Origin of the sequence: Micromonospora sp. WMMD956, assembly GCF_029626125.1 — a bacterium.
GTDB classification, from domain to species: Bacteria; Actinomycetota; Actinomycetes; order Mycobacteriales; family Micromonosporaceae; genus Micromonospora; species Micromonospora carbonacea.
In genome coordinates, this window is sequence record NZ_JARUBI010000005.1 from 3,780,711 (window position 1) to 3,807,536 (window position 26,826).

Annotated in this window: 22 protein-coding genes; 9 read left to right on the forward strand and 13 right to left on the reverse strand. The window is 75.1% G+C overall.

The annotated features are described in order from the left end of the window. Positions 1-646: 646 nt before the first annotated feature. The 7 genes from cydC to deoC form a co-directional block, all read right to left on the reverse strand. Positions 647-2,515 carry a thiol reductant ABC exporter subunit CydC gene (cydC, locus tag O7628_RS17420; protein WP_278131942.1) on the reverse strand — a complete coding sequence of 623 codons (1,869 nt, stop codon included), beginning with the start codon at positions 2,513-2,515 and terminating at the stop codon, positions 647-649. Beyond that, positions 2,512-4,263 (reverse strand): thiol reductant ABC exporter subunit CydD, encoded by a 1,752-nt coding sequence (gene cydD / locus O7628_RS17425; protein WP_278131944.1) that lies wholly within the window; start codon positions 4,261-4,263, stop codon positions 2,512-2,514. Before cydD ends, cydC begins: the two co-directional genes overlap by 4 nt. Positions 4,264-4,467: 204 nt before the next feature. Continuing rightward, on the reverse strand, positions 4,468-5,373 hold the full coding sequence (locus tag O7628_RS17430; protein WP_278131945.1) for a M56 family metallopeptidase: 906 nt from the start codon (positions 5,371-5,373) through the stop codon (positions 4,468-4,470). 10 nt (positions 5,374-5,383) lie between these two features. Continuing rightward, positions 5,384-5,857 carry a BlaI/MecI/CopY family transcriptional regulator gene (locus O7628_RS17435; protein WP_178063338.1) on the reverse strand — a complete coding sequence of 158 codons (474 nt, stop codon included), beginning with the start codon at positions 5,855-5,857 and terminating at the stop codon, positions 5,384-5,386. 51 nt (positions 5,858-5,908) lie between these two features. Continuing rightward, positions 5,909-6,733: an aldehyde dehydrogenase family protein gene (locus O7628_RS17440; protein ID WP_278131948.1), complete on the reverse strand. Its 825-nt coding sequence runs from the start codon at positions 6,731-6,733 to the stop codon at positions 5,909-5,911. Next, the gene (locus O7628_RS17445; RefSeq protein WP_278136333.1) at positions 6,726-8,150 is read right to left on the reverse strand and encodes an aldehyde dehydrogenase family protein; all 1,425 of its coding nucleotides are present in this window, start codon (positions 8,148-8,150) and stop codon (positions 6,726-6,728) included. Before O7628_RS17445 ends, O7628_RS17440 begins: the two co-directional genes overlap by 8 nt. Positions 8,151-8,155: 5 nt before the next feature. Continuing rightward, positions 8,156-9,115, reverse strand: coding sequence for a deoxyribose-phosphate aldolase (gene deoC, locus O7628_RS17450; RefSeq protein WP_278131950.1), 960 nt, complete (start codon positions 9,113-9,115; stop codon positions 8,156-8,158). 144 nt (positions 9,116-9,259) lie between these two features. Here deoC and upp point away from each other — a divergent pair, with 144 nt between their 5' ends. Beyond that, positions 9,260-9,892 carry a uracil phosphoribosyltransferase gene (upp, locus tag O7628_RS17455; RefSeq protein ID WP_074476743.1) on the forward strand — a complete coding sequence of 211 codons (633 nt, stop codon included), beginning with the start codon at positions 9,260-9,262 and terminating at the stop codon, positions 9,890-9,892. 157 nt (positions 9,893-10,049) lie between these two features. Next, positions 10,050-10,727, forward strand: a complete 678-nt coding sequence (locus O7628_RS17460) for a GPP34 family phosphoprotein (protein ID WP_178063341.1) — start codon at positions 10,050-10,052, stop codon at positions 10,725-10,727. 59 nt (positions 10,728-10,786) lie between these two features. Here the strand turns inward: O7628_RS17460 and O7628_RS17465 are convergent, their stop codons facing one another. From O7628_RS17465 to O7628_RS17480, 4 genes are all read right to left on the reverse strand, one after another. After that, positions 10,787-10,990: a DUF397 domain-containing protein gene (locus O7628_RS17465; RefSeq protein WP_278131951.1), complete on the reverse strand. Its 204-nt coding sequence runs from the start codon at positions 10,988-10,990 to the stop codon at positions 10,787-10,789. Further along, a complete protein-coding gene (locus tag O7628_RS17470; protein WP_278131953.1) occupies positions 10,983-11,867 on the reverse strand; it encodes a helix-turn-helix transcriptional regulator in 885 nt (294 codons plus the stop codon). Before O7628_RS17470 ends, O7628_RS17465 begins: the two co-directional genes overlap by 8 nt. Positions 11,868-12,259: 392 nt before the next feature. Next, complete coding sequence (locus O7628_RS17475) at positions 12,260-14,014, reverse strand: phospho-sugar mutase (RefSeq protein WP_278131955.1); 1,755 nt, start codon at positions 14,012-14,014, stop codon at positions 12,260-12,262. A 101-nt stretch (positions 14,015-14,115) separates the two neighbouring features. Beyond that, positions 14,116-16,383, reverse strand: coding sequence for a serine/threonine-protein kinase (locus O7628_RS17480; protein ID WP_278131956.1), 2,268 nt, complete (start codon positions 16,381-16,383; stop codon positions 14,116-14,118). 213 nt (positions 16,384-16,596) lie between these two features. On the opposite strand from O7628_RS17480, the gene O7628_RS17485 reads away from it, so the two are divergent. After that, positions 16,597-18,180 (forward strand): methylmalonyl-CoA mutase family protein, encoded by a 1,584-nt coding sequence (locus tag O7628_RS17485; protein ID WP_178063346.1) that lies wholly within the window; start codon positions 16,597-16,599, stop codon positions 18,178-18,180. Between the two features lie 518 nt (positions 18,181-18,698). After that, complete coding sequence (locus tag O7628_RS17490; protein WP_278131959.1) at positions 18,699-19,961, forward strand: amidohydrolase; 1,263 nt, start codon at positions 18,699-18,701, stop codon at positions 19,959-19,961. Here O7628_RS17490 and O7628_RS17495 read toward each other — a convergent pair. Beyond that, on the reverse strand, positions 19,918-20,862 hold the full coding sequence (locus tag O7628_RS17495; protein ID WP_278131961.1) for a DUF4349 domain-containing protein: 945 nt from the start codon (positions 20,860-20,862) through the stop codon (positions 19,918-19,920). The two genes, O7628_RS17490 and O7628_RS17495, sit on opposite strands and share 44 nt — an antisense overlap. Before the next feature lie 119 nt (positions 20,863-20,981). On the opposite strand from O7628_RS17495, the gene O7628_RS17500 reads away from it, so the two are divergent. The 4 genes from O7628_RS17500 to O7628_RS17515 all read left to right on the forward strand — a co-directional run bounded on the left by O7628_RS17500 (position 20,982) and on the right by O7628_RS17515 (position 24,679). Continuing rightward, a complete protein-coding gene (locus tag O7628_RS17500; RefSeq protein ID WP_074476734.1) occupies positions 20,982-21,611 on the forward strand; it encodes an MBL fold metallo-hydrolase in 630 nt (209 codons plus the stop codon). A 3-nt stretch (positions 21,612-21,614) separates the two neighbouring features. After that, complete coding sequence (locus O7628_RS17505; RefSeq protein ID WP_278131963.1) at positions 21,615-22,784, forward strand: hypothetical protein; 1,170 nt, start codon at positions 21,615-21,617, stop codon at positions 22,782-22,784. 5 nt (positions 22,785-22,789) lie between these two features. Beyond that, the gene (locus O7628_RS17510) at positions 22,790-23,539 is read left to right on the forward strand and encodes a hypothetical protein (protein ID WP_278131964.1); all 750 of its coding nucleotides are present in this window, start codon (positions 22,790-22,792) and stop codon (positions 23,537-23,539) included. A 177-nt stretch (positions 23,540-23,716) separates the two neighbouring features. Then, positions 23,717-24,679, forward strand: coding sequence for a GNAT family N-acetyltransferase (locus tag O7628_RS17515; protein WP_278131966.1), 963 nt, complete (start codon positions 23,717-23,719; stop codon positions 24,677-24,679). A 158-nt stretch (positions 24,680-24,837) separates the two neighbouring features. Here O7628_RS17515 and O7628_RS17520 read toward each other — a convergent pair whose 3' ends face one another. Beyond that, positions 24,838-25,293: a gamma-glutamylcyclotransferase gene (locus O7628_RS17520; RefSeq protein WP_043961858.1), complete on the reverse strand. Its 456-nt coding sequence runs from the start codon at positions 25,291-25,293 to the stop codon at positions 24,838-24,840. A gap of 106 nt (positions 25,294-25,399) precedes the next feature. Between O7628_RS17520 and O7628_RS17525 the strand changes: the two genes are divergently transcribed. After that, on the forward strand, positions 25,400-26,803 hold the full coding sequence (locus tag O7628_RS17525) for an NAD(P)H-quinone dehydrogenase (RefSeq protein WP_278131968.1): 1,404 nt from the start codon (positions 25,400-25,402) through the stop codon (positions 26,801-26,803). Positions 26,804-26,826 lie beyond the last annotated feature (23 nt).

A 26,826-nucleotide genomic window follows, 5' to 3' on the forward strand; every position in this document is an offset into this window, starting at 1 on the left:
CCGCCGAGTGACTCTGGGCACATACCCTAGTGTGCGGCTCCGGGAGGCCGGTGCCCGCACCCCGGTGCCGGTCCGCGTGGCTCTCAAGTGGTAGGTGCCTATGCGCGGGTCGCCGCGCCCCCGCCGTGCTCTCGCCGGGAGCGGGCCGACTGGCGGAAGTCCCGCGCGACCGCCGGCAGTTCCTCGGCGACACCCCGCTGGTGCTGCGGGCCCGACCTGTCCCACCATCCCCGCGCCTGCCCTGCCATCCCCCGTACCTGCCCTGCGCCCCTCGTGCCTGTCCCGCGCTCCCCACCCGCCGCACTCCGGTCACCCTTCGTGACGGTCGGCGGCAGTTGTCGTCGAGAGGACGTGGCTTGCTCTGCGTGACGGCATGGGACTCGACCGGGATGACTTGTCCACCCCTTTGCTCTGCACCCATTCGCGCAACACCTGGCCGGGCTGTGCGGATGGGAACCGGGTGTGCCGGTTCGGGTCTCGCACGTGGTCACCCTGCGTCAACCGTTGCGTATTCGGGTGCAGAGCAAAGGAGGGAATGGACGTGGGTGCGTCGGGCGGTCCCGGTTGCGATGGGTGACGAACGGGCGCGCTGGGTACCGGCGCCGGCGGGTGACGGGCGGCGCGCCCGGGGAATCCCGGAGCCGGCTCAGGGGCGGGGCGTCAGCGCCAGGTAACCGCGCTCGGCCGCCTCCTGGAGCAGCCACTGGTCCCGGTACCAACCCGGCGCGGCGACCAGCTCGTCGTGCCGGCCGCGCTGGACCACCCGGCCAGCGTCGAGCACCACGATCTCGTCGAGGCCGGCGAGCCCGCTGAGCCGGTGGCTGATCAGCAGCACCGAGTGCCCGGCGGGGGTCGCCGCGAGCGCCGAGGCGAGCACCGCGTCGGCGGCGGCCGGGTCGAGCCCTTCGGTCGGCTCGTCGAGCACCAGCACCCCGGGCGCGGCGAGCAGCGCCCGGGCCAGCGCGAGACGCTGCCGCTGGCCGCCGGAGAGCTGACCGCCCTCCTCGCCGACCACCGTGTCCCAGCCGGCCGGCTGGGCGCGTACCCAGTCCAGGAGCCCGGCCGCCCGGGTCGCGGCGGTCAGCGCCGCCTCGTCGGCGGCGGGCCGGCCGAGCAGCAGGTTCTCCCGGACCGTGGCGTGGAAGACGTACGCCTCGGCGAGCAGACCGCCGACGGCCCGAGGCAGCTCCTCGACCGGGTACGCCGACAGGTCGGCCCCGTCGAGGGTGACCCGGCCCTCCGCCGGGTGCACCGTGCCGGTGAGGACGGCGGCGAGGGTGCTCTTGCCGGCGCCGCTCGGCCCGACCACGGCGATCCGGCGGCCAGCCGGCAGGTCGAGGGTGAACCGGTCGAGGGCCGGGGCGGCACCGGCCCGGTACCGCACGGTGACCTCGTCGAAGCGTACGTCGCGCGGGGCCGGGCCGACGGCGGTGGCGGTGGCACCGGCGGCCGGAGCGGCCCCACCGTCCCCGGTGCGGACGGCCCCGCTCCCGCCGGTGCCCGCCCCGTCGGCCGTGGCTCCGGTCCCGCCGGTGCCCGCCCCGCCGGCTCCGCCGGTCTCCGGGGCGGTCAGCAGGGCGGCCACCCGGACCAGCCCGGCCCGCAGCTGGGTGCGCTGCCGGGCGGCTCCGACCAGCGCGAGCGCCACCTCGACGGCGGCCAGCGAACCCACCGCGAGCACGCCGACCAGCACCCCGCCGACGCCGCCGCGCAGCGCGGTGACCACCACCGCGCCGGCGGTCGCCCCGGCGATCAGCACCCCGGCGGCGTCCACGGCGAAGCCGGTTGCGGCGAGCCGCCGTTCCAGCCGGGCCAGCCGGCGGGCCCGGTCGTCGGCGGCGGCCAGCGCGTGCCCGGTCGCCCCGAACGCGGCCAGGTCGGCCGCGCCGTGGGTGAGGTCCACGGCGTCCGTGGCGAGCGCGCCGCGCAGCGGAGCCACCTGGTCGGCGGCGTGCCGGGTCAGCGCGGTGGCCGCGAGCGGCAGGGCCACCCCGGCGACGAGCAGGCCCAGCGCCAGCACCCCGGCGGCGGGGAGCGACACGACGGCGGCCCCGGCCACGGCCAGCACGCCGACCGTCGCTGCGGCGGCCCCCGGGACGAGCACCCGCAGCAGCAGGTCCTGCACGGCCTCCACGTCGGACACGAGCCGGCTCAGCGCGTCCCCGGTGCGTTGCCGGGCGGCGTCGCGCCGGGCGGCCAGGGCGGCGAAGACCCCGGCCCGGACGTCGGTGATCATCCGCAGCACGGCGTCGTGGCCGGCGAGGCGCTCGGTGTAGCGGAACACGCCCCGGCTGATCGCCAGCGCCCGCACCGCGACGATGGCCACGGTGAGCCGGTCCAGCGGCGGCCGGCCGGCGGCGCTCATCAGCAGCCAGGTGGCGGTGGCCATCAGGGCCAACCCGGCGAACTCGGTGGCGGCGGCGAGCAGCCCCGCGCCGACCAGCCGGCCCAGGTACGGCCGGGCCAGCCGCAGCACGGCCCGCTCGGCGGCCCGGGCGTCCCCGCCGGTGCTCATCGGGCCGCCTCCTCTCCGGTCGGCGCGGCGGCCACCCCCGCGCCGGGAGCCGCTGCGCCGGGAGCCGCTGTGCCGGGGGTCAGCTCGGTGACCCGGCCGTCGTCGATCCGCAGGATCCGGTCGGCGTCGGCGAGCAGCGCCGGGCGGTGGGCCACCAGCAGGGCGGTCCGCCCGGCGACGAGCCGGCGGGTGGCGGCCAGCACCCCGGCCTCGCTGGCGGTGTCCAGTCGGGCGGTCGGCTCGTCCAGCAGCACCACCGGCGCGTCCCGCAGGAACGCCCGCGCCAGCGCGACCCGCTGCCGTTGGCCGCTGGACAGGCCGTGCCCGCGCTCGCCGAGCACGGTGTCGAGCCCGTCGGGCAGGGCGGCGACCACCTCGTCCAGCGCGGCGGCGGTGACCGCGTCGGCGAGCGCGGCGGCGGGCGTGCCGGGGGCGCCGAGCCGGATGTTGTCGGCGAGCGGGGCGGCGAAGAGGTGGGCCCGTTGCGGCACCCAGGCGACCTGACGCCGCCAGCCGTCGGGGTCCGCGCCGGCCAGGTCGACGCCGCCGACGGTGACCCGCCCGGACGTCGGGGCGACGAAGCCGAGCAGCAGGTTGAGCAGGGTGCTCTTGCCCGCCCCGCTCGGCCCGACGATCGCGATCCGCTCGCCGGGCCGGATCGTCAGCGTGACGTCCCGCAGCGCCACGGTCCGCTCGTACGCGACGGTCACGCCCTCGAACCGGATCTCGCCGCGCCCGTCGGGGGCGGGCCGCGCCCCGGCGGGCGTCGCGGCGGCCGTGGGCCCGGCGGGGGCGCCCGGGTCGGTGGCGGAGAGGGTCAGCGCCTCGTCCAGCGCGGTGAGCCCCTCCATGCTGGCATGGAACCGGCTGCCGGCCGCCCGCAGCGGGAGGTACGCCTCCGGGGTGAGCAGCAGCACCAGCAGCGCGGTGGCGAGCGTGATCCCGCCGCCGAGCAGCCGGATGCCGACCGGCACCGCCACCAGCGCCACGGACAGCGTGGCGACCAGCTCCAGCACCAGCGCGGACAGGAACGCGATGCGCAGCGTCCGCATCGTCGCGGCCCGGTGCCCGTCGGCCATCCGGCGGACCACCTCGACCTGGCTGCGGGCCCGGCCGAACGCGCGCAGCGTGGGCAGCCCGGCGACCATGTCGAGGAAGTGCCCGCCCAGCGTCGACAGCCGCCGCCACTGCCGCTCGGTGGCGGCCTGCGCCTGCCAGCCGAGCAGCGCGCCGAAGACCGGGATCAGCGGCAGGGTCAGCGCGATGATGACGGCCGAGCCCCAGTCGGCGAAGGTGATCCGGGCCAGCACGGCCACCGGCACGGTGACGCTGAGCACGAGCTGCGGCAGGTAGCCGGTGAAGTACGCGTCCAGGGCGTCCAGCCCGCGCCCGGCCAGCGTGGCGAGCTGCCCGGCCCGCTGCCCGGCGACCCAGCCGGGCCCGTGCCGGCCGACGGCGGCGAGCAGGTCGGCCCGCAGCGCGGCCTTGACCGTCGCGGCGGCCCGCGCCGCCACCGTGCCCTGCGCCCAGGCGACCAGCGCCCGGCCGGCCACGGCGGCCAGGAACCCGGCGAGCGCCGGCCGGGCCAGCCGCCCGTCGAGCGCGCTGGCCAGCACCGTGGCGAGGGCGGTGGCCTGCCCCACGACCAGCAGCGCCGTCAGCCCGCCGAGGACCGCGAGCACGGCGAGGTCGCGTCGGGCCGCGGGGACCCGACGCAGCAGACGCGGGTCGAAGGGACGGCGGTTCACCGGTACACCGGTGTCCTGCCGTCGGTCCGTCCCCGGAACACCCACCAGCACATCGCCTGGAAGCCTAGTAGGGCCGGCAGGAACGGCAGCGCCAGGAGGTCGTTGATCATGTCGGCGTCGTGGCGGTGTCCCGGCCGCCGGATCCCGCCAGCCCGCCGACCTGATCTGCCGCTGCTCGCTGACATGATCAACGGGAGCGGCGATTCAGCTCAGGAAGAGGGAGACCGGCAGCGCGACCAGGTTGGCCGCCACCGTCAGCGCGGCGGCCCCGAGCAGCCGGGGCGGCCGGTCGGCGACCAGCAGCCGCTGGACGCGTACGTCCAGGTCCCGGTCGCCGAGCCCGAGCGTGCCGGCCGGGGTGATCCGGTGGCCGGCCGCCGCGAACCGGCGCAGCGCCCCCGCCAGGGGCGCCTCGGCGTGCACCTCGCGGGCCTTGTCGTCGGCGCGCATCTCGACCAGCAGCGCGACCCGCTCGTGCGCGTCGCGCACCCAGCGGAACCAGGGCAGCGCCCGGCACAGCGCGGTGAACGGCAGCAGCACGAGGTCGTGCCGCTCCTGCGCGTGCGCCCGCTCGTGGGTCAGCACCGCCGCCAACTCGGCCCGGTCGAGCATGCTCAGTGCCCCGGCGCTGACCACCACCCGGGGCCGCACGCCCGGCAGGCAGTAGGCCGCCGCGCCCGGGTGGTCCAGCACCAGCGCCCCGGGCACCTCCGGGTCCCGCCGGGCCACCAGGGCGAGCAGGTCCCGGTGCCGCCGCTGGGCCCGGACGGTGGCCTGCACGCTGCGTACCGTCGTGGCGAGCAGCACCGCCCCGATGCCGAAGCCGACCCCGACGAGGCCGAGGTGGACCGCGCCGAGCCCGGCCGGCAGGGTGCCGTGGGCCAGGTCGTCGGCCAGGGCGAGCAGCGCGCCTCCGGTGGGCCGTTCGTACGGGGCCACGCCGAGCGCCATCGGCAGGCCCATCGCGGAGAGCCCCAGCGCCAGCCCGACCGCCTGCCAGCAGACGATCGCCACCCGGGGGGCCCGCCACGTCCAGGTCGACGCCGCCAGGACCTGCGCCGTCAGGTAGCAGGCCAGGACCGCCCCGGCGAAGTGCACGGCGTACGCCATGACGCCGGCCCTACCGGTCCGTCGCCTCGTCGGCGAGGGCGGGCTGCCCGGCCCGGTCGGCCCGTGGGGCGTCGACCCGGTCGGCCAGCGGTCCCGCCCCGGCGCGCTCGGCCGGCGGGGCGGCCGCCTCGGCGCCGAGGGCGGCGCGCAGCACCTCGGCCTCGGTGCCGGTCACCGACCGGGCGAAGCGCACCAGCGCGGCGTCCCGGCTGCCGCCGAGGTCCAGGGCGTCGAGCATGAGCTGGGCGATGTGCGCCTCGCGGCTGGCCGCGGCCTGGTAGCGCCAGGCCCGCCCCTCCCGCTGGCGGCGCACCATGCCCTTGCCGGCGAGCCGGTCCAGCACGGTCATCACCGTGGTGTACGCCAGCTCGCGGCCGTCGAGGGCCTCGGCGACCTCGCGCACGGTCGCCCCGTCCGACGTGCCCGGGACGGTGTCCCACAGCACGTCCATCACCGCCCGCTCAAGATCACCCAGCCGCGTCACGCATGAATCCTACCCCCCGTAGTAGACCCCTCCCACGGCAGCGCCCCCGCGCTAGACCCCCTTGGGGTGCCAGACCGTCTTCGTCTCCAGCAGCGCCGTCATCCGCGTGACGCCCGGGTCGGCGTGCCAGTCGTGGTCGGCCGCGGCCGGCCGGAGCACCCGCTTCAGGTTCTCCGCCGCCTTGACCTCCAGCTCGGCGGCGAGCGCCGCGTCGGCCACCCCGGTCAGGTCGATCGCGTTGACGTCCATGTGCGCCGCCAGCGTCGGCACGGTCTCGGTGAGCGCGCCGGTGAGGACGTTCACCACCCCGCCCGGCAGGTCGGAGGTGGCCAGCACCTCGGCCAGGGTCACCGCCGCCAGCGGCTGCGTCGGCGACGCGGCCACCACCACCGTGTTGCCGGTGACGATCGCCGGGGCGATCACGCTGACCAGGCCGAGCAGCGCCGGGGCGGCCGGGGCCACCACGGCCACCACGCCCGTCGGCTCGGGCGCCGACAGGTTGAAGTACGGCCCGGCGACCGGGTTCGCGCCGCCGTAGACCTGGGGGAGCTTGTCGGACCAGCCCGCGTACCAGACCCAGCGGTCGATCGCCGCGTCGACCTCGTCGCCCGGCACGCCGAGCGCCACGAACTGCTCGCGGCGGCCCTCCAGCATCTCGGCGACCCGGTAGAGGATCTGACCCCGGTTGTACGCGGTCGCCCCGGCCCACCCCTGCACGGCGGCGCGGGCGGCGACGACGGCGTCCCGGGCGTCCTTGCGGGAGGCCAGCGACACGTTGGAGTCCTGCACGAGATACGACCGTCCCGACTCGCTGCGCGGGAACTTCCCGCCGATGAAGAGCTTGTACGTCTTGCGCACCGCGACCCGCTCAGACATCGAGGTACCCCTCCAGCCCGTGCCGGCCGCCCTCGCGACCGTAGCCCGACTCCTTGTAGCCCCCGAACGGCGAGGTCGGGTCGAACTTGTTGAACGTGTTGGCCCACACCACCCCGGCGCGCAGCCGGTCGGCCAGCCACAGGATCCGGGAACCCTTGTCGGTCCAGATCCCGGCCGACAGCCCGTACGGCGTGTTGTTGGCCTTCTCGACGGCCTCGGCCGGGGTGCGGAACGTCAGCACGGACAGCACCGGGCCGAAGATCTCCTCCCGGGCGACCCGGTGCGCCTGGGTGACCCCCGTGAAGATCGTCGGCGCGAACCAGAACCCGCGCTCGGGCAGCTCGCACGGCGGCGACCAGCGCTGCGCCCCCTCGGCCGCGCCCGCGTCGGACAGCTCGCGGATGCGGGCGAGCTGCTCGGCCGAGTTGATCGCGCCGATGTCGGTGTTCTTGTCCAGCGGGTCGCCGACCCGCAGCAGCGCCATCCGGCGCTTCAGCGACTCCAGCACCTGCTCGGCGACCGACTCCTGCACCAGCAGCCGCGACCCGGCGCAGCACACGTGCCCCTGGTTGAAGAAGATGCCGTTGACGATCCCCTCGACCGCCTGGTCGACCGGCGCGTCGTCGAAGACGATGTTGGCGGCCTTGCCGCCCAGCTCCAGGGTCACCTTCTTGCGGGTGCCCGCGACGGACCGGGCGATGGCCTTGCCCACCTCGGTCGAGCCGGTGAACGCGACCTTGTCCACGCCCGGGTGCTCCACCAGCGCCCGGCCGGTGTCGCCCGCGCCGGTGACGATGTTGACCACGCCGGCCGGCAGGTCGGCCTGCTGGCAGATCTCGGCGAACAGCAGCGCGGTCAGCGGGGTGGTCTCCGCCGGCTTCAGCACCACCGTGTTGCCGGCGGCCAGCGCCGGGGCGATCTTCCAGGCGAGCATGAGCAGCGGGAAGTTCCACGGGATGACCTGCGCGGCCACGCCCAGCGCCTTCGGGTCGGGGCCGAAACCGGCGTGGGACAGCTTGTCGGCCCAGCCCGCGTAGTAGAAAAAGTGCGCGGCGACCAGCGGCAGGTCGACGTCCCGGGACTCCCGGATCGGCTTGCCGTTGTCGAGGGACTCCAGCACGGCCAGCTCGCGGGAGCGCTCCTGGATGATCCGGGCGATCCGGAACAGGTACTTGGCCCGGTCCCGGCCCGGCATCGGGCCCCACACCTTCTCGTACGCGGTGCGGGCGGCGCGGACCGCGCGGTCCACCTCGGCCCCGCCGGCCCAGACGACCTCGGCGAGCACCTCCTCGGTGGCCGGGTTGACCGTCTTGTGGAGGTCCTCGCCGGCGACGAACTCGCCGTCGATGAACAGGCCGTAGGACGGCCTGAGGTCGACGATCGCGCGCGACTCGGGCGCGGGGGCGTATTCGAAGATCACGCTCAGTCCAGGGTGAAGTAGTCGGGACCGGAGTAGACGCCGGTCGTCAGCTTGGTGCGCTGCATGAGCAGGTCGTTGAGCAGGCTGGACGCGCCGAACCGGAACCAGTCCGGGTCCAGCCAGTCGCCGCCGACGGTCTCGTTGACCAGGACGAGGTACTTGATCGCGTCCTTGGTGGTCTTGATCCCGCCGGCCGGCTTCACGCCGACCTGCCGCCCGGTGGCGGCGCGGAAGTCGCGGACCGCCTCCAGCATCACCAGGGTCACCGGCAGGGTGGCCGCGACCGGCACCTTGCCCGTGGAGGTCTTGATGAAGTCGCCGCCGGCCAGCATCGCCAGCCAGGACGCCCGGCGCACGTTGTCGTAGGTGGCCAGCTCGCCGGTCTCCAGGATCACCTTCAGGTGGGCGTCCCCACACGCCTGCTTGGTGGCCACGATCTCGTCGTAGACCTCCTGGTAGTGCCCGGCCAGGAACGCGCCCCGGTTGATCACCATGTCGATCTCGTCCGCGCCGGCCGCCACGGCGGCCCGGGTGTCGGCGAGCTTGACCTCCAGCGGGGCCTGGCCCGACGGGAAGGCGGTCGCCACGCTGGCCAGGTGCACGCCGCTGCCCCGCAGCACCTCGGCCACGTGCGGCACCATCGCGGGGTAGACGCAGACCGCGCCGACGTGCGGGCAGGACGGGTCGGCCGGGTCGGGGCGCAGCGCCTTGGCCGCGAGCGCCCGCACCTTGCCGGGGGTGTCCGCCCCTTCGAGGGTGGTCAGGTCGACCATCCGGATGGCCAGGTCGATCGCCTGGGCCTTGGCCGTGGTCTTGATCGAGCGGGTGCCGAGCTGGGCCGCCCGCTGCTCCGCGCCGACCTGGTCCACGCCCGGCAGGCCGTGCAGGAAGGTCCGCAGAGCGGTCTCGGATCGTCCCAGCTCGGAGAGATCCGACCGGGCCGACGTCGCTGTCGCCGTCATGCCGCGAAGTCTACGCACCCGCGCGTCGCGTGATCTTGGTCACGTGATCGCCTCGTCGGTCATGGAGGCACCCTGTCGGCCGTGGAGGTGAGCGGCGTCGCTCCCCGTGTCCCGGGACCCGACCGTTCGGTAGGTTGACCGATCGTGGACGTACACGTCATCGATCACCCGCTCGCCCAGTCGCGGCTGACCGCCATGCGGGACGCGCGCACCGACTCCTCCTCCTTCCGGGCCGCGCTGCACGAGCTGACCACCATGCTCGTGTACGAGGCCGCCCGCTCCTTCCCCGTCGAGAAGTACCCGGTGCAGACCCCCGTCACCGGTGCCGAGGGCACCCGGCTGGCCAACCCGCCGCTGCTCGTGCCCGTGCTGCGGGCCGGCCTCGGCATGGCCGACGCCGCGCTCGGCCTGCTCCCCGAGTCGTCCATGGGCTTCGTCGGCCTCGCCCGCGACGAGGACACGTACGAGCCGCGCGCCTACATGGAGTCGCTGCCCCGCGACCTCGCCGGCCTGCCCGTCCTCGTCCTCGACCCGATGCTCGCCACCGGCGGCTCCCTGGAGCACTGCTGCCGGCTGCTCGCCGACCGGGGCTGCACCGACATCACCGTGCTCTGCGTGCTCGCCGCGCCCGTCGGCATCCGGCGGCTGGAGGAGTCCGGTCTGCCGCTGCGCCTGGTCACCGCCTCGATCGACGAGGGTCTCAACGACAAGATGTTCATCGTCCCGGGCCTCGGCGACGCGGGCGACCGCCAGTTCGGCGGCATGCCCCGCTTCTGAGGTGCAAGGAAGGGCCCCCTATTAACGCTTACGGTATAGAAGGGTCCCCTTCTCACCCGGGCGGTTGGCGCGGGGCGAGCCGGCTCGTCAGGCGGGTGCGCTCGTCGGGGCGAGTTGGGGCGCGCGGGGGTGCGCTCAGGCGCTACCGTCTCGGGCCATGACTGGTGTTGCGCTGGCCGAGGAGTTGCTGCTCCTCGCGTACGACGATGAATCCGGCAAGGCGACCATGCCGCGGATCAGCCTCGACCTCGGGATGGCCGCCGCCGTGCTGATCGAGCTGGCCCTCGCCGGCCGGGTCGCGTACGCCGACGGGAACCTGGTGGTCACGGACCCCGCGCCCACGGGCGAGCCGATCCTCGACGAGGTTCTGGGCCGGATGGCCGCCGACACCCCGCACAGCCCGTCGTCGTGGGTGCAGCGGCTGCGGCACGGCCTGCGCGACCGGATCCTGGCGACCCTGGTCGCCCAGGGCGTGGTGCGCGACGTCGAGGAGACGGAGCTGGGCTTCATCCACGTGCACCGCTACCCGACGGCGGACGCCACGGTGGAGGAGGACACCCGGCGGCGGCTCGCGGAGGCGCTGGCCGGCGGGCAGCTCCCCGACGAGGCGACGGCGGCGCTGGCCACCCTGGTCGCCGTGCTGCGGATGGAGCCGGCGCTCGGCCTGACCGGCGACGCCGCCGTCGACGCCCGGCGGCGGCTGGAGGAGATCGCGGGCGGGGCCGGCTTCTCCGGCACCGTCAGCCTGGACGACTCGGTGGTGCGCCCGTCGGTGGCCCTGGTCGTCACCGCCCTGGGCCAGGCGGTCGACGCCGCCCTCGGCAAGCGCGCCTGAGGCGGCGGCCCCTGAGGCATCGCCCCTGGGGGCGAGGGCCGTCAGAGGGCGAGGGGCCGTCAGGGAGCGAGGCGGTCGGCCTTGACCCCGGTGACGAAGGCGGACCAGGCGGCGGGCGGGACGGTGAGGGCCGGCCCGCCCGGGTCCTTGCTGTCGCGGATGCCGACGATGCCGGCGAGGTTGTCGGCGACCTCCACGCAGTCGCCGCCGTTGGTGCCGCTGCGGGTGCTGGTGCGCCAGCGGGCGCCGGTCAGGTCAGTCATAGCACTCTCCCCGGATCGCATCGATGAGCTCCGCTGATTGTGCCGCGCCGAGGGCGAGGGATTCCAGACCCTTCCAGACCCGTTCGTACGCGGCGATCTCGGCCGGCTGGTCGAGGTAGAGCGCGCCGGTGAGCCCCTCGACGTAGACGGTCGGCGGCTCGGTCGGTGCGCCGAGCGCCGAGAGCGGAAAGTCGAGCAGCACGAACGTGCCCGCCTCGGCGGCCAGCGGCGGCCCGGCGGCCAGCGGCAGCACCCGGACGGTGATGTTGTGCCGCTCGCCGACGGCCAGCAGGTGGCGGAGCTGGTCGGCCATCACCGACCGGCCCGGCACCGGGCGGCGCAGCACCGCCTCGCTGAGGATCACGGTCAGCTCGGGGGCCGGGGGCAGCCGCCGGGTCAGCAGCCCCTGCCGCTGGAGCCGGAAGCCGACCGCCTTCTTGCGCTCCTCCTCGCCCAGCTCGGGCCGGTTGTGCGCGAACAGCGCGGTGGCGTAGCCGGGGGTCTGCAACAGCCCCGGCACCAGCTCGGCGTTGTAGTGCCGAATGCCGCTCGCGGCGTTCTCCAGCCCGACGTAGAGCGAGAACCACGACGGCACGGAGCTGCCGTGGGCGTGCCACCACCCCTCCGCCCGGCTCACCTCGGCGAGCCCGAGCAGCACGCGCGCCTGGTCGGGGGTCGCCTGGTAGAGCTCGCAGAGCATCCGCACGTCGGGCGTCTTGGCCGAGGTGAGGCCGCGCTCGATCCGCCAGAGCTTCTGCCGCGAGCAGTCCAGCTCGCCGGCCGCCGCGTCGATGCTGACGTGGGCGCTCTCGCGGAGCTGGGTGAGCAGCCTGCCGAGCTGCCGCCGCGGCACGGTCGAGCCGTGTGTTTCACGCACCGTGCAACACCTTTCCGCCGGAAATGCAACACCCGGACACCGCATTCGCAACGTCGAAGAATGCGAATGCCAAAGGCGTCGGGAAATGGGGAGACCGATGTGGCTGATGCTAGTGAGACGAACCGTAGGTAAGCAAGAGATCACGCCGGGTTGGTGTGTCGTGATGTCAGGTCCGGCGTGGACGGCCGCCGGATCGGCGCAGCCAGCGGGCCCGGCAAGGCGAAGCGGACCCGCCCGCAACGCCCTCTACGGGCCCGCCGCGCACTCCTCGTGCCTTGCCGAGAGGAAATGAGCGCCTCAGCAGAGAAACGATTCCCACGCCGGCGGGCCGCCCGCCTCAGGTGTAAGAAGGGGACCCTTCTATACCGTAGGCGTTAATAAGGTGCCCTTCCTTACACCAGGGCGGCGATTTCCGTGCGGAGGGCCGCCAGCGCCGCCGCCGCGCGGCGGCGGGCCGCCGGCACGTCGCCGTCCGCGACCGGCTCCACCACCTCCAGGTACGCCTTCAGCTTCGGCTCGGTGCCCGACGGGCGGATCACCACCCGGGCCGCCTCGTTGCGCAGGATCACCACGTCCGCCTCGGGGAGCAGGTCCCGCGCCTCGGTCACCGGCTGCCCGAGCAGCGTCGTCGGGGTGGCCGCCCGCACCCGGGCCATCGTGTCGGCGATGATCCGCAGGTCGTCGACCCGCACGGAGAGCTGGTCGGTGTGGTGCACCCCGAACTCGGCGGCCAGCTCGTCGAGCCGGTCGGTGAGGGTGCGCCCCTGCGCCTTGAGCCCGGCGGCCAGCTCGGCGACGGTCAGCGCGGCGGTGATGCCGTCCTTGTCGCGTACGTGTTCCGGGGCGACGCAGTAGCCCAGCGCCTCCTCGTAGCCGTACACGAGCGGGTCGGTCCCGCCACCGGCCCGGACGATCCACTTGAACCCGGTGAGCGTCTCGTCGTAGGGCAGGCCCCGGGCGGCGCACATGGCCCGCAGCAGGGACGACGACACGATGGTGGTGGCGTAGAGGCCCTGCACGCCCCGGCGCATGAGATGGTCGGCGAGCAGCACGCCCACCTCGTCGCCGCGCAGCATCCGCCAGCCGCCGGACCCGTTCGCGCCCGCCGGGCCGGCGACGCCCGCCGCGCCCGCAGCACCCGCCGCACCCGGGTCGCGGACGGCCACCGCGCAGCGGTCCGCGTCGGGGTCGTTGGCGATGGCGAGGTCCGCGTCGGTGCGCCGGGCGAGGCCGACGAGGCGGTCGATCGCCCCCGGCTCCTCCGGGTTGGGGAAGCTGACGGTCGGGAAGTCCGGGTCCGGCACCGCCTGCTCGGGCACCACGCCGGGGATGCCGAAGCCGGCGCGGGCGAAGGCCGCGGTCAGCACGGCCGCGCCGACGCCGTGCAGCGGCGTGTAGGCCACCTTCAGCCGCCGGGCCCCCGCCGGGTCGACCACGGCGGCGGCTCGGTCGACGTACGAGACGACGACGTCGTCGCCGACGACCTGCCCGGCCGGGCCCAGCGGCACGTCGACGAGGGGGCCGACCGCCCGGATGGCGGCCTCGATGCCGGCGTCGGCGGGCGGCACGATCTGCGCCCCCGCGCCCAGCTCGCCGCCGAGCTGCGCGCCGAGGTAGACCTTGTAGCCGTTGTCCTGCGGCGGGTTGTGGCTGGCGGTCACCATCACGCCGGCCGCCGCGTCGAGCTGCCGCACCGCGTACGCGAGCACGGGGGTGGGCAGCGGGCGGGGCAGCAGCAGCGCGGCGCGGCCCGCGCCGGTGGCGACCTGGGCGGTGCGCTCGGCGAACTCCCGCGAGCCATGCCGGGCGTCGTACCCGATGACCAGCGGGCCGGTGGCGTCCTGGGCGGCGAGCCAGGCGACGAGCCCGGCCGCGGCCTGGGTGACGACGGCCAGGTTCATGCCGTTGGGGCCGGCGCGCAGCGGGCCGCGCAGCCCGGCGGTGCCGAAGGTCAGCGGCCCGGCGAACCGGTCGGCCAGCTCGGGCGCGCTCGCCGGCAGCCCGTCGAGCACGGCCTGGAGCTCGTCGCGGGTGGCCGGATCGGGGTCGTCGTCGAGCCACCGCCGGGCCTGGTCGCGAAGGTCGTCGAGGCCGCGCGCGCCGTCGCGGTCGCGCGTCTCGTCAAGGTCAGTGGGTTCCGCCGCCATGGCTCTTGATAGCACGGCGGCGGATCACCACGTCGCGTCGGCCCGGCCGGGCCGGTGTCGCGGCGGCCCGAGCCGACCGGCGTCGGGTCGCCCGGCCGGGGTCAGTTGCTCCCGCCGCCGAGCTTGAACGACGCCACCATCTGATCGAAGATCGGCTTGCTCTCGGCGAACCGGGCGTCGGTCGAGGAGAGGTAGAACGAGTAGACCTTGCCCTCGTGCACCACCCCGCGCCACACGCCGTGCCGCTTGGTGTCGCCCTCGCCGCACGTGTATTCGAACTCCGCTGCCGCCTTGCCGTCGAGCTCCTGCTCGGTCATCGACACCTGGTTGTACGGCTTCTGGCAGGAGGCCGACCGGCTGCGCAGGCCGTTCGCGGCGGACTCGGCCCAGCGCATCGACGAGGTGCTCCACCGTTCGGAGAGGATGCGCACCTTGCGGCCGTTGTCCTCCGGGTCGACGTAGTCGACCCACACGGCCCCGTCGGCGCTGCGGCGCTCCCAGCCCTTCGGCACCTGCACGGTGACGCCCTTGGCCGACTGCTCCTGCATCTCCACCCCGGGCCCGGCGGGCGCGCCCGCGCTCGGCTGCCCCTGCGGGGTGGCCGGCGACTCCGGGTCGTCGCCGCCGGTGAGGGCGAACACGGCTACCAGCAGCAGCACGGCGAGGCCGCCCGCCGCGGCGAGCTGCACCTTGCGCGGCCAGCCCTTGACGGTGGCGACGAGGCGGCCGGCTGCGCCGCCGCCGGTGGCCGGGGCGGGCGCGCCGGCGGCCGGTGCGGTCCACGGCTGGCCGGTGCCGGGCACCGACCACTGGCCGCCGCCGTATGCCCCGCCGCCGACGCGCTGGGTGGCGTCGGGGGAGCCGCCGAAGCCGGGGACCGGCTGGGTGGCGTCGGGCTGGCTGCCGTAGGTGACCCGCTGCGTCGCCTCCGGCCGGGGCCCGAACGGCACCTGCTGCGTCGCGTCGGGCGAGCCGCCGCCGAGGCCGGAGACCCGCTGCGTGGCGTCGGGCGAACCGCCGAAGCCGGAGACCCGCTGCGTCGCGTCGGGCGATCCGCCCTGGGTCACGCGCTGGGTGGCGTCGGCGGGGCCGCCGTACGTCATCCGCTGGGTGGCCTCCGGCGCGGCGTTGCCCGCGTCGACCCGCTGGGTCGCCTCCGCCGGGCCGCCGTACGTGCGGCCGGCCGGCGGCGGGGGCGGCGCGGTCATCGCCCCGGTGGGGGTGTGCAGCGGGCCGGCGAGCGCGTCGGCGCTGGTGTCGTCCAGCGCGGCGGCGCTCGCGGCGGCGGCGGTCTTCTTCTTGCCCTTCTCGCCCCGGCGCAGCTCGGCCAGCCGGTCGGTCAGCGACTCGCCGGGGGCGAGCATCGCCCGGCCGCCGATCTGCCCGCTGGGCTTCGGCTCCTCGGCGGGCGGCGGCGCGACGACGGGCGGGCGCGGCTTGACCGGCACCACCGCGTACGGGTCGGTGACCGAGTTGACCGCGGTGGCGGTGCTGGTCAGCGGGCCGGCGAGCAGCTCGCGCAGCATCGCGCGGGAGGTGTGCACGTCGAGGCGGCGGGCCGGGTCCTTCTCCAGCAGCCCCATCAGCACCCGGGTCAGCGGGCCGCTGCGCTGCGGCGTGGCCGGCGGGTCCTCGACCACGGCGTGCATGGTCTCGATCGGGTCGCCCTTGTCGAACGGGGGCCGGCCCTCCACCGCCGTGTAGAGGGTCACGCCGAGCGAGAACAGGTCGCTCGGCGGCCCGAAGTCCTGGCCCATGGCCCGCTCGGGCGAGATGAAGTGCGGCGAGCCGAGCACCATCCCCGGTGTGGTGAGCTGCACGTCGGTGGGGAGCTTGGCCACGCCGAAGTCGGTGAGCACGCACCGGCCGTCGGTGCAGATCAGCACGTTGGCCGGCTTGACGTCGCGGTGCAGCACCCCGCTCGCGTGGGCCACCTCCAGCGCGCCGAGCAGGGCGATGCCGATCTTGGCGACCGCGCGGGGGGCCACCGGCCCGTCCTCGATCACCATGTCGGCGAGGCTGCGGGCGTCCAGCAGCTCCATCACGATCCATGGGCGGCCACCCTCGGTGACCACGTCGTAGACCTGGACGACGGCCGGGTGCTGGATGGCCGCCGCCGCGCGGGCCTCGCGCAGCGTGCGTTCGTACATGGCGTCGCGGTCGCTCGGGGCGAGGCCCGGCGGGAGGACGACCTCCTTCACCGCCACGTCGCGCCGCAACAGCGTGTCTGTGGCACGCCAGACCGTGCCCATGCCGCCGTTGCCCACCGCGGACCGGAGCGAGTATCGGTCACCGATGGTGGTGCCGGCTGCCGCACGTCCGTGGGGTGGGCTGACTGGTCCGCCGCTCCACGTCGGGATCTGAGTCACAGAAAAGCCACCGGGGGAAATCGAGGGGGCTGGGACACAACACCCCTATCTTGCTGGTTCCGACGCCCGATGCGAAACCCGACGCGACGGACGTTTACCGAACCGGACCCTACGTGGCCAGGTGTTCACCCCTCGGGGGCGCCGGGAAAGACAGGGGTCCGGTGTGCGGAATCCCTCACCCTCCGGCGCGGCGGCACGTCCTACCATCCGGGGATGAGCGAACCGCGGTCGAGCGAGTCCGGCTTCCCGATCAAGGGCGTCTACACCCAGGCGGACCTGCCGGAGGACCTGCCCGACCGGCTGGGCGGGCCGGGGGAGTTCCCGTACACCCGTGGGGTCTACTCCACCATGTACACCTCCCGACCGTGGACGATGCGACAGTACGCCGGCTTCGGCACCGCCACCGAGAGCAACGCGCGCTACCACCAGCTCCTGCGCGCCGGCACCATGGGCCTGTCCGTCGCGTTCGACCTGCCCACCCAGATGGGGTACGACTCGGACGACCCGATCGCCCACGGCGAGGTCGGCAAGGTCGGGGTCGCCATCGACTCGATCGAGGACATGCGGCTGCTGTTCGCCGGCATCCCGCTGGACAAGGTCTCCACCTCGATGACGATCAACGCGCCGGGGTCGGTGCTGCTTCTGCTCTACCAGCTCGTCGCCGAGGAGGCCGGGGTGCCGGGCACGGCGCTCAACGGCACCATCCAGAACGACATCCTGAAGGAGTACATCGCCCGGGGGACGTACATCTTCCCGCCGAAGCCGTCGCTGCGGCTGGTCGCCGACACGTTCGCCTACTGCCGGGCGGAGGTGCCGAAGTGGAACACGATCTCCATCTCCGGCTACCACATGGCCGAGGCCGGCGCGACGCCCGCGCAGGAGATCGCGTTCACCCTGGCCAACGGCATCGAGTACGTCCGGGCGGCGCTCGCCGCCGGGCTGGCCGTGGACGACTTCGCGCCCCGGCTGTCGTTCTTCTTCGTCGCCCGCACCACCCTGCTGGAGGAGGTCGCGAAGTTCCGCGCCGCCCGGCGGATCTGGGCCCGGCTGATGCGCGACGAGTTCGGCGCGAAGAACCCGAAGTCGATGATGCTGCGGTTCCACACCCAGACGGCGGGCGTGCAGCTCACCGCCCAGCAGCCCGAGGTGAACCTGGTCCGGGTGGCCATCCAGGGGCTCGGCGCGGTGCTCGGCGGCACCCAGTCGCTGCACACGAACAGCTTCGACGAGGCCATCGCGCTGCCCACCGAGAAGGCCGCCCGGCTGGCGCTGCGCACCCAGCAGGTGCTCGCGTACGAGACGGACCTGACCGCCACCGTCGACCCGTTCGCCGGGTCGTACGTCGTGGAGGCGATGACCGCCGAGATCGAGGCGGCCGCGGTGGAGCTGATGGAGCGGGTGGCCGACCACGGCTCGGTGGTCGACGCCATCGAGGCGGGCTTCCAGAAGCGGGAGATCGAGCAGTCGGCGTACCGGATCGCCCAGGAGATCGACTCGGGCGAGCGGGTGGTGGTGGGGCTCAACCGGTTCACGGTCGACGCCGACGAGCCGTACGAGCCGCTGCGGGTGGACCCGACGATCGAGGCGGCCCAGGCCGAGCGGCTGGCGAAGCTGCGGGTCGAGCGGGACGACGCCGCCGTCGAGCGGGCGTTGGGCGAGCTGCGCGCCGCCGCCGAGGGCACGGCCAACGTGCTGCACCCGATGAAGGAGGCGCTGCGGTCGCGGGCCACGGTCGGCGAGGTCTGCGGCACCCTGCGCCAGGTCTGGGGCACCTACCGCCCCAGCGACCGGTTCTGACCCACCCCTGATTCCGTCGGTTGAGGGGTCGCAAAGCGTAACCGGGCGGGTCTAGGGTCGCCGGTGTGAGCCCGACCGGGGCGGCCCCGGTGTGTGTCCGCCAGGGGCCGTGGGTAACCCGTCCGGGTGAACGGGACGGACAGCGTGTGTGAGAGCACGCCGGCCCGTCGTGTCACCGTCGGGAGTCGCCCGGCCGCCGAGCGCGGTCGGTTAGTTGTCTGAGCGGCGGTGAGCCGAAGCGACTAATGCGACAATTCGGTAGCGACGGCCCCGGATCGAGGGTGATTTCGTGACCGCCGAGTCGGTTACGGGTTGTAGGAGGTGTGGGGCAGATGACGGCGTTCAACCGCGATCTACCTGCTGTCCCGCAGATTATGGAGCCCTCCCACCAGGGCTTTCGTGACGCTGCGCGGTCCGATCACTACGGGAATGATGTTGCACAGAGTCACCGTCGAAGGTCTAGGCTGGCGGCTGTCATCCCCGAAGATCCATCCATTCCTAGTGATCGAGATTTCGACGTGACGAGTGCGTTGACGCTGCCCAACGGCAGCCACCTGGCGTCGTCGGCCTGGCCGGAGTCGCCGTCCGGGTCGCAGCCTTTGCCCTTCGAGCTCGACCATATGCTCGCCCTCCGGATGCCCGGCCTCGTCGCCACCCGCCGGCACATCCACTCCCACCCGGAGCTCTCCGGCGAGGAGTTCGAGACGGCGGCCCTGATCGCCCGCGAGCTGTCCCTCGCCGGCCTGCGTCCCCGTCTGCTGCCGAAGGGCAACGGGGTCATCTGCGACATCGACGGCCGCCCCGACGGCCCGGTGGTCGCGCTGCGCGCCGACATCGACGCGCTGCCCCTGACCGACGTCAAGGACGTGCCCTACCGGTCCACGAAGGACGGCGTCTGCCACGCCTGCGGCCACGACGTGCACACCACCGTGCTGCTCGGCGTCGGCATGCTGCTGGCCCAGCTCGCCGACCTCGGCGAGCTGGACGGCCGGGTCCGGCTGATCTTCCAGCCGGCCGAGGAGATCCTGCCCTGCGGCTCGCTGGAGGTCATCGAGGCCGGCGGCCTCGACGACGTCGTGCAGATCTTCGCGCTGCACTGCGACCCCAACCAGCCCGTCGGCAAGGTCGGCCTGCGGGTCGGCCCGATCACCGCCGCCGCCGACAACGTCACCGTGCGGCTCACCGGCCCGGGCGGGCACACGGCCCGCCCGCACCTGACCGTCGACCTGGTCGACGCGCTCGGCCGGCTGGTCACCGAGGTGCCCGCTTTGGTCAGCCGCCGGGTGCCGGCCAACAGCGGGCTGCTGCTGGTGTTCGGCCACGCCTCGGCCGGCACCCGGTACAACGTGATCCCGTCCGAGGCGACCGCGTCCGGCACCCTGCGGGTGATGGACCGCGACACCTGGGACGAGGCCCCCAAGATCGTCGCTCAGGTGGTGCGGGACGTCATCGCGCCCACCGGCGCCACCGTCGACCTGGAATACCTGCGCGGCCGGCCCCCGGTCACCAACGACGCCAGGGCGATCCAGGTGCTGACCGCGGCGACCCACGCCGCGCTCGGCCCGGACGGGGTCGCCGAGACCCCGCAGAGCATGGGCGGCGAGGACTTCAGCTGGTATCTGGAGCACGTCCCCGGCGCGCTGGCCCGGCTCGGCGTCGGCCGCGCCGGCCCGAACGTCGACCTGCACCGCGCCTCGTTCGACGTCGACGAGCGGGCCATCGCGGTCGGCGTCCGGGTCATGGTGCAGACCGCGCTGCGGGCACTGGCGGCGGCGCGCTGACGGGCGGCGTCGGCGTCCGTCGCCGACGCCGCCTCAGCACCGTCAGCAGCACGACCACCGGCACGCCGATGGCCACCGCGAACGGCAGCAGCGCCCCGAGCACCGTGAGCAGCACGCCGAGCGAGGCGACGAACGCCGTCCAGCCGCCGCGCAGGCCGACCAGGAAGCCGGTGTCGGGCTCCGGGTCCCGGACGTCCGCCTCCGGCCCCACGAAGGTGACGGTGATGGTGGAGAGCGCCGTCAGGTCGGCCAGGCGGCGCTTCTTCGCCTCCAGCGAGGCGAGGTCGGCCTCCCGGCGGGCCACCTCGCTCTCCAGCGTCACCAGGTCGCCGATCGAGGTGGCCCGCGCCAGCAGCTTGCGGCCGCTCTCGACCCGGGCCCGCTGGGTGGCGATCCGCGCGTCGAGGTCCACGGTCTCCTCGGTCACGTCCTCCGTCCGGATCGCCCGCTGCTCCTGCCGGCCGAGCCGCGCCAACTCCTCCAGCACGGCCGTGAACCGCTCCGCCGGCACCCGCAGTTGCAGCTCCGCCCGGGCGTTGGCGGTTCCCCCGCTGCTGCGTTCGTCGCCGCCGACGAAGCCACCGACGCCGGTGACCGCCGTGACGGCCGACCGGGCGGCGGCGTCCACGTCGTCCACCCGTACCCGCATGGTTCCGGTGTAGATGATCGACCGCTGGTCGACCCGCAGGTCCGGCGACCCGCCCCCCGCGCCGGAGCGCGCCCCGCCGGCGTCGGCCCCCGGCCCCGCCTTCGCCCCGCCGGCCGGGGCCTCCTGCTGCGGCGCGACGGCCGCCGAGTCCTGCGCGCCGCCGTCGCCGCCGTCGGCGCTGCACCCACCGACCGCCAGCAGCGTCACCAGGCCCACCGCGGCCCACCACCTGCGTCTATCGTGTCCGTCCATCAACAGCTCCGATCGTCTGCGCCCCCCGTCGGGCGATACGTCAGACGCGGCGCGGCACCGGGCCGGTTCCGGCAGACTGCGCTCAGGGACATCACGATTCGATCAATCGAGGAGTCACGATGCAGCTCACCAAGTACGCCCACTCCTGCCTCAGGGTCGAACACGACGGCGGGGTGCTGGTGGTCGACCCCGGCGTCTTCAGCGACCCGGCGGCGCTGGACGGGGCGGACGCGGTGCTGATCACCCACGAGCACCCCGACCACGTCGACGTCGCGGCGCTCACCCGGCAGCTCGACCGCCGGCCGCTGCGCATCCACGGCCCGGCCTCGCTCGCCGGCGTCCTCGGCGACGCGGCCGAGGCCCTGGAGCCGGTCGCGCCCGGCCAGTCGTTCACGGCGGCGGGCGTGCCGGTACGCGCCTACGGCGGCCGGCACGCCGTCATCCACCCCGACATCCCGGTCGTGGACAACCTCGGATACCTGCTCGACGACGTCGTCTACCACCCCGGCGACTCGCTGGTGGCACCCGGGGACGTCCAGGTGGACACGCTCTTCGCGCCGATCCACGCCCCCTGGTCGAAGTTCTCCGAGGTCGTCGACTTCATCCGCGCGGTCGCCCCGCGGCGCGCCTTCGCCCTGCACGACGGGCTGCTCAACGACAACGGGCTCGCCGTCCTCGACCGCCAGTACGCCGCCCTCTCCGGCACCGACTACCAGCGCCTCGAGCCGGGCAGCCGGCTCGACGCCTGAGCGATGCCGCTCCCGCAGGACCTCCTCCGGCGGCTCTACACCGAGCCGCCGGAGGCGTTCGTCGCCACCCGCGACGCCGCCGTCGCCGAGGCCCGGCGCGCCGGCGACCCGGCCACGGCCCGCGAGATCGCCCGGCTGCGCCGGCCCACCGTGGCCGCCTGGCTGGTCAACCTGCTCGCCCTGCGCCGCCCCGAGCTGGTGGCCGACCTGACCCAGCTCGCCGAGGCGCTGCGCGCCGCCCAGCGCGACCTGCGCGGCCCCCGGCTGCGGGAGCTCTCCGGCCAGCGGCGGGCGGCGGTCGCCGCGCTGGTCGCCGAGGCCCGCCGGCTGGCCGCCGACGCCGGCCAGCCGGCCGGGAAGCTGCCGCTGGGCGAGGTGGAGGCGACCCTCAACGCCGCGCTCTCCGACGCGGAGGTGGCCGGGCAGGTGCGTTCCGGCCGGCTGCTGCGGGCCGCCAGCTACGCCGGCTTCGGCGAGGTGCCCCGCCCCCAGCTCCGCCTGGTCTCCGGCGGAGAGGAGCCGCCACCCGCCGGCCCGACCGCCGGCTCCGGGCGGCGCGCCGCCGACCGGAGGACGGGTCGTGCCGAGCGCACCGGCCGCGCCGATCAGGCCGACCGGAGGGCCGGCCGCGCCGATCACGCCGACCGGAAGCCCGGCCGCGCCGATCAGGCCGACCGGAAGCCCGGCCGCGCCGATCACGCCGACCAGGCCGCCCGCGGGGCGGACCGCGCCGCCCGCGAGGACGACCGCGCCGCCCGCGAGGACGACCGCGCCGAGCGTGCCGCCCGGAAGGCCGGCCGTGCCGGGCGGGACGCCGCCCGTGCCACCCGGGAGGCCGAGCGGGCCGAGCGGGCCCGGCAGCGCCGGGCGCTGGAGCGGGAACTGACGCGGGCGCGTGCCGACCAGGAGCGGGCCGAGGCGGAGCTGGCCGGCGCGGCGGAGGCCGAGCACGACGGCGGCGAGGAACTGGCCGGCATCGAACGCGCGCTGGCCGAGCTGGAACGGCGGCGCGCCCGGGCCGAACAGGAACTGGGCCGCCGGAAGCTGGCCCGCCGGGCGGCGGAGCGGGCCGTCACCGCCGCCCGCCGCCGCACCGGCGAGGTCGAGGGCGCGATCGAGGCGGTGGACGCCGAGGACGGGGCTGCGGCGGAAGGCCCCGGCGGGGCAGACTGAACCCGATGACGCCGGAGCAGGTCGCCGCCGCGAGCAAGCCGTTGGTGCTGGGGCTCGGGGCGGCGTTCACCCGCTGCCCGGCCACCCTGCGCCGGGCCGGCCGGCTCGGCATCCCCGGCTGGGCCTTCCACGTCGCCGGTCGGGCCGGGGCGCTGGGCGACGTCCGGGCCGCCACGGTGACCGCCGCCCTCGGCTTCGTCGCCCCCGACGCCGTCGCCGACGGGTGGGACGCCGCCGCCCGGGTGCTCCGCCCGCCGGAGGTGGCGGCGGCATACCTGGCCGAGTGCTGCCGGTGGGGCACCGAGCACCTGACCGCCGTGACCGGGGTGACCCGGCTGGCGACGCTGCTGCACCGGGTGGTCGACGCGGCCGATGCCAGCGCGATGCCGCTCTTCGCCGCCTGGCGGGCCATGCCGCCGCCGGCCGACTCACCGGCCGCCCGCGCCGCCGTCGGGCTGCTGCTGCTCCGGGAACACGTCGTCGGGGCGTGCCTGCTGGCGTCGCGGGCCGCCGGGCTGACGCCGCTGGAGGCGATGCTGACCGGCCCGGAGGGGGAGTCGGCCGCGCTCGCCTGCGGCTGGCCGCCGCCGTATCCCCCGGTCGGGCCCCTGGTGCGCCGTCGGCTGTGGGCCGACGCGGTGACCGACCGCCTGATGTCGGTCGGCTTCCGGGCCCTCACCCCGGCCGAGGGTGTCGAACTGCTCGGCCTGCTGACCGCCACACACACCCACGTGCAAGGAAGGGCCCCTTCTTAACGCCTGAGGTAGAGAAGGGTCCCCTCCTCACCACGCCGAGCGCGGCGCGGCGGGTGCGGCGCGGCGGATGCGGCGGGATGAGGCGCGGCGGGCGAGGCCCGGCGTCGACGCGTCCGGGGGAGCCGGGGGAGAGAAAATGGGGGGCGTGGGCCCCGGGCCGGCTGCCAGGATCGCCCCGTGACCCTTCCCGCCGGCTGGGCGGCACGCCGCCCCACCCTCGACGACGTGCCCGCGATCCTCGCGGTCGTGCACGCCGCCGACACCTTCGCGATCGGCCATCCGGACTTCGACGCCGAGGATGTCGAGGCCGCGCTGACGGCACCCCACTTCGACCCGGCGCGCGACTCCTGGCTGGTCAGCGACCCGCAGGGGCGGCTCGTCGCCTGGTCCCTGGTGGACAACCCGACCGGGGTGGGCCGGGAGTTCGTCGACGTCCTCGTCGACCCGGAGCACGGCGCGGCGGTCCGCGCCCCGCTGCTCGCCCGGATGCTGGACCGGGTCGCCGAGCGGGCCGCCGAGCGGGGCCTGCCCGCGCTGACCGTCCGCGTCTCGGCGTACGGGCCGGAGACCCGGTGGGCGGGCGAGCTGGCCGAGGCCGGGTTCACCCTGGTGAAGCGGTACCTGCGGATGAGCCGGGAGCTGGCCGACCTGCCCGCCGAGCCGCCGCTGCCGCCGGGGGTGACGGTCCGCCCGTTGCGCGCCGACGACGAGGCGGACCTGCGGCTGTTCCACCGGATCTTCGACACGGCGTTCCGGGACACGCCGGACTACGAGCCGGTCGGGTACGACCAGTGGCGCGAGCACCTGCCCGCGTACGCCAGGACCTGGGACGAGTGGTTCGTCGCCGAGGTCGACGGTGAGCCGGCCGGCGCGTTGCAGTCGTCCGACCAGGCGTTGGAGCAGGACATGGGCTGGGTACGCACCCTGTCGGTGCTGCCGGCGCACCGGCGGCGCGGCGTGGGGGCCGCGCTGCTGCGGCGGGCCTTCGCGGTCTACGCGGCCAAGGGGCGGCGGCGCGCCGGCCTCGGCGTGGACCTGGCCAACCCGACCTCCCCGGCGACGCTCTACCACTCCGTGGGGCTGCGTGAGCAGCACTGGGCCGACATGTACGAGCGCAGCGTCCCCGCCACCGGCACGTGACGGGAACCGGCCGCCACCGGGCAGGAACCCCGCCGCCGCGTGACGGGGCCGCCACCGCCGCGTGACGGGCGGCCCGGCGGTGTGGGCCAGGCGACCCGGTGCCGGGCCGCCGTGCGGCCCGATCCGGGACAGAGCAGACTTGGGGCGTGGGAGACGCGCTATGCCGACGCGGTGCCGGTGGGGCGGGACCGCAGCTCGCTGACGTAGTCGTCGGGCGCGCCCGCCTTCTCGGCGGCGTTGGCGATCTCCGACAGGTACCAGGCCGTCGGCAGGCCGCCCTCGTAGCCGTCGAAGACGTAGACCCAGGCGGTCACGTCCCCGTCGAGGGTGGAGACCCGGACGTGCAGCTTCCGGTACGTCCCGGAGGTCACCCCCTCGATCTCGTCGAGCTGGGCGGCGTCGTAGGGGTGGATGTCGTAGAGCGCCACGAACACCCGGTCGCCGGGGGACTCGACGACGGTGCTGACCGCGCCCTCCCAGCCGATCACACCCTCGCCGGCGAAGGTGAGCCGCCAGCCCTCCAGCCAGCCGACGCCGACCATCGGGGAGTGCGGGCAGTAGGCGCGCATCCGGGCGGGATCCAGGTTTGAGCCGTAGGCGGCGTAATGACGCACGGCGATGACGATAGCCCGGCGGACGGGTGGGGGAGAATACGACGGTGCGTGTCGGACGTGTCGGGGAGAAGAAAGTCACTGTGAGCATGGACGAGGGGCGACAGCTGTGAGCCAGATCGTGATCATCGGCGGTGGGCCGGCCGGGTACGAGGCGGCCCTGGTCGCCGCCCAGTTGGACGCCGATGTCACCGTGGTGGAGGCCGAGGGGGCCGGCGGCGCGTGCGTGCTGTCCGACTGCGTACCGTCGAAGACGTTCATCGCCAGCTCCGAGGTGGTCACCGGATACCGGGACACCGAGGAGTTCGGGGTGCACTCCGACGGGCTGGAGGCGGTCACCGTCGACGCCCGGGCCGTGCACGAGCGGGTCAAGCGGCTCGCCCTGGCCCAGTCCGCCGACATCCACGCGAAGCTGGTCAAGGCCGGCGTCACGTTCGTCGCCGGCACGGCCCGGCTCGGCGAGGACATGCTGGGCCACACCCACCGCGTCGTCGTCACCCCGGCCGACGGCTCCGGGAAGCACTCGATCGACGCGTCGACCGTGCTGGTCGCCACCGGCGCCACCCCGCGCCAGCTCCCCACGGCCGTGCCCGACGGCGAGCGCATCCTGACCTGGCGGCAGGTGTACGACCTGCCCGACCTGCCCGAGCACCTGATCGTGGTCGGCTCCGGCGTCACCGGCGCCGAGTTCGCCAGCGCGTACCTGGCGATGGGGGTCCCGGTCACCCTCGTCTCCAGCCGGGACCGGGTGATGCCGCACGAGGACGCCGACGCCGCCATGGCGATCGAGCGGGTGTTCCGGTCCCGGGGCATGACGATCCTCAACAACTCCCGCGCCGAGGGCGTGCGGCGTACCGCCGACGGGGTGGAGGTGGAGCTGGCCGACGGCCGGCTGGTGCAGGGCTCGCACGCGCTCATCGCGGTCGGCTCGATCCCCAACACCGCCGGCCTCGGCCTCGCGGAGTACGGCGTGGAACTGGCCCGGGGCGGCTACGTCACCGTCGACCGGGTGTCGCGCACCAACGTCCCCGGCGTCTACGCGGCCGGCGACTGCACGGGCGTGCTGCCGCTGGCCAGCGTCGCCGCGATGCAGGGCCGGATCGCGATGTGGCACGCGCTCGGCGAGGCGGTCCGGCCGCTGCGGCTGCGCACGGTCGCCGCGAACGTCTTCACCGACCCCGAGCTGGCCACCGTCGGCGTCTCCCAGGACGAGGTGGACGCGGGCCGGACCCCGGCCCGTCAGGTGATGCTGCCGCTGTCGGGCAACGCGCGGGCGAAGATGGACGACCTCGCCGACGGCTTCGTGAAGCTGTTCTGCCGCCCGGCGAGCGGCCAGGTGATCGGCGGCGTGGTGGTGGCCCCGAAGGCCAGCGAGCTGATCCTGCCGATCACGATGGCGGTGGAGAACAACCTCACGGTCAACGAGCTGGCCCAGACCATCACCATCTACCCGAGCCTGTCGGGCTCGATCACCGAGGCGGCCCGTCAGCTCATGCTCCACGAGCTGGAGTAGCCGAGCCCGCTCTCCCGGTGCCC

What these genes read in the sequence shown, in the direction of transcription:
- cydC (WP_278131942.1), bottom strand. Translation starts at nt 2,515, where the DNA reads ATGAGCACCGGCGGGGACGCCCGGGCCGCCGAGCGGGCCGTGCTGCGG.
- O7628_RS17430 (WP_278131945.1), bottom strand. Translation starts at nt 5,373, where the DNA reads ATGGCGTACGCCGTGCACTTCGCCGGGGCGGTCCTGGCCTGCTACCTG.
- O7628_RS17440 (WP_278131948.1), bottom strand. Translation starts at nt 6,733, where the DNA reads ATGTCTGAGCGGGTCGCGGTGCGCAAGACGTACAAGCTCTTCATCGGC.
- deoC (WP_278131950.1), bottom strand. Translation starts at nt 9,115, where the DNA reads ATGACGGCGACAGCGACGTCGGCCCGGTCGGATCTCTCCGAGCTGGGA.
- O7628_RS17460 (WP_178063341.1), top strand. Translation starts at nt 10,050, where the DNA reads ATGACTGGTGTTGCGCTGGCCGAGGAGTTGCTGCTCCTCGCGTACGAC.
- O7628_RS17465 (WP_278131951.1), bottom strand. Translation starts at nt 10,990, where the DNA reads ATGACTGACCTGACCGGCGCCCGCTGGCGCACCAGCACCCGCAGCGGC.
- O7628_RS17475 (WP_278131955.1), bottom strand. Translation starts at nt 14,014, where the DNA reads ATGGCGGCGGAACCCACTGACCTTGACGAGACGCGCGACCGCGACGGC.
- O7628_RS17485 (WP_178063346.1), top strand. Translation starts at nt 16,597, where the DNA reads ATGAGCGAACCGCGGTCGAGCGAGTCCGGCTTCCCGATCAAGGGCGTC.
- O7628_RS17495 (WP_278131961.1), bottom strand. Translation starts at nt 20,862, where the DNA reads ATGGACGGACACGATAGACGCAGGTGGTGGGCCGCGGTGGGCCTGGTG.
- O7628_RS17500 (WP_074476734.1), top strand. Translation starts at nt 20,982, where the DNA reads ATGCAGCTCACCAAGTACGCCCACTCCTGCCTCAGGGTCGAACACGAC.
- O7628_RS17505 (WP_278131963.1), top strand. Translation starts at nt 21,615, where the DNA reads ATGCCGCTCCCGCAGGACCTCCTCCGGCGGCTCTACACCGAGCCGCCG.
- O7628_RS17510 (WP_278131964.1), top strand. Translation starts at nt 22,790, where the DNA reads ATGACGCCGGAGCAGGTCGCCGCCGCGAGCAAGCCGTTGGTGCTGGGG.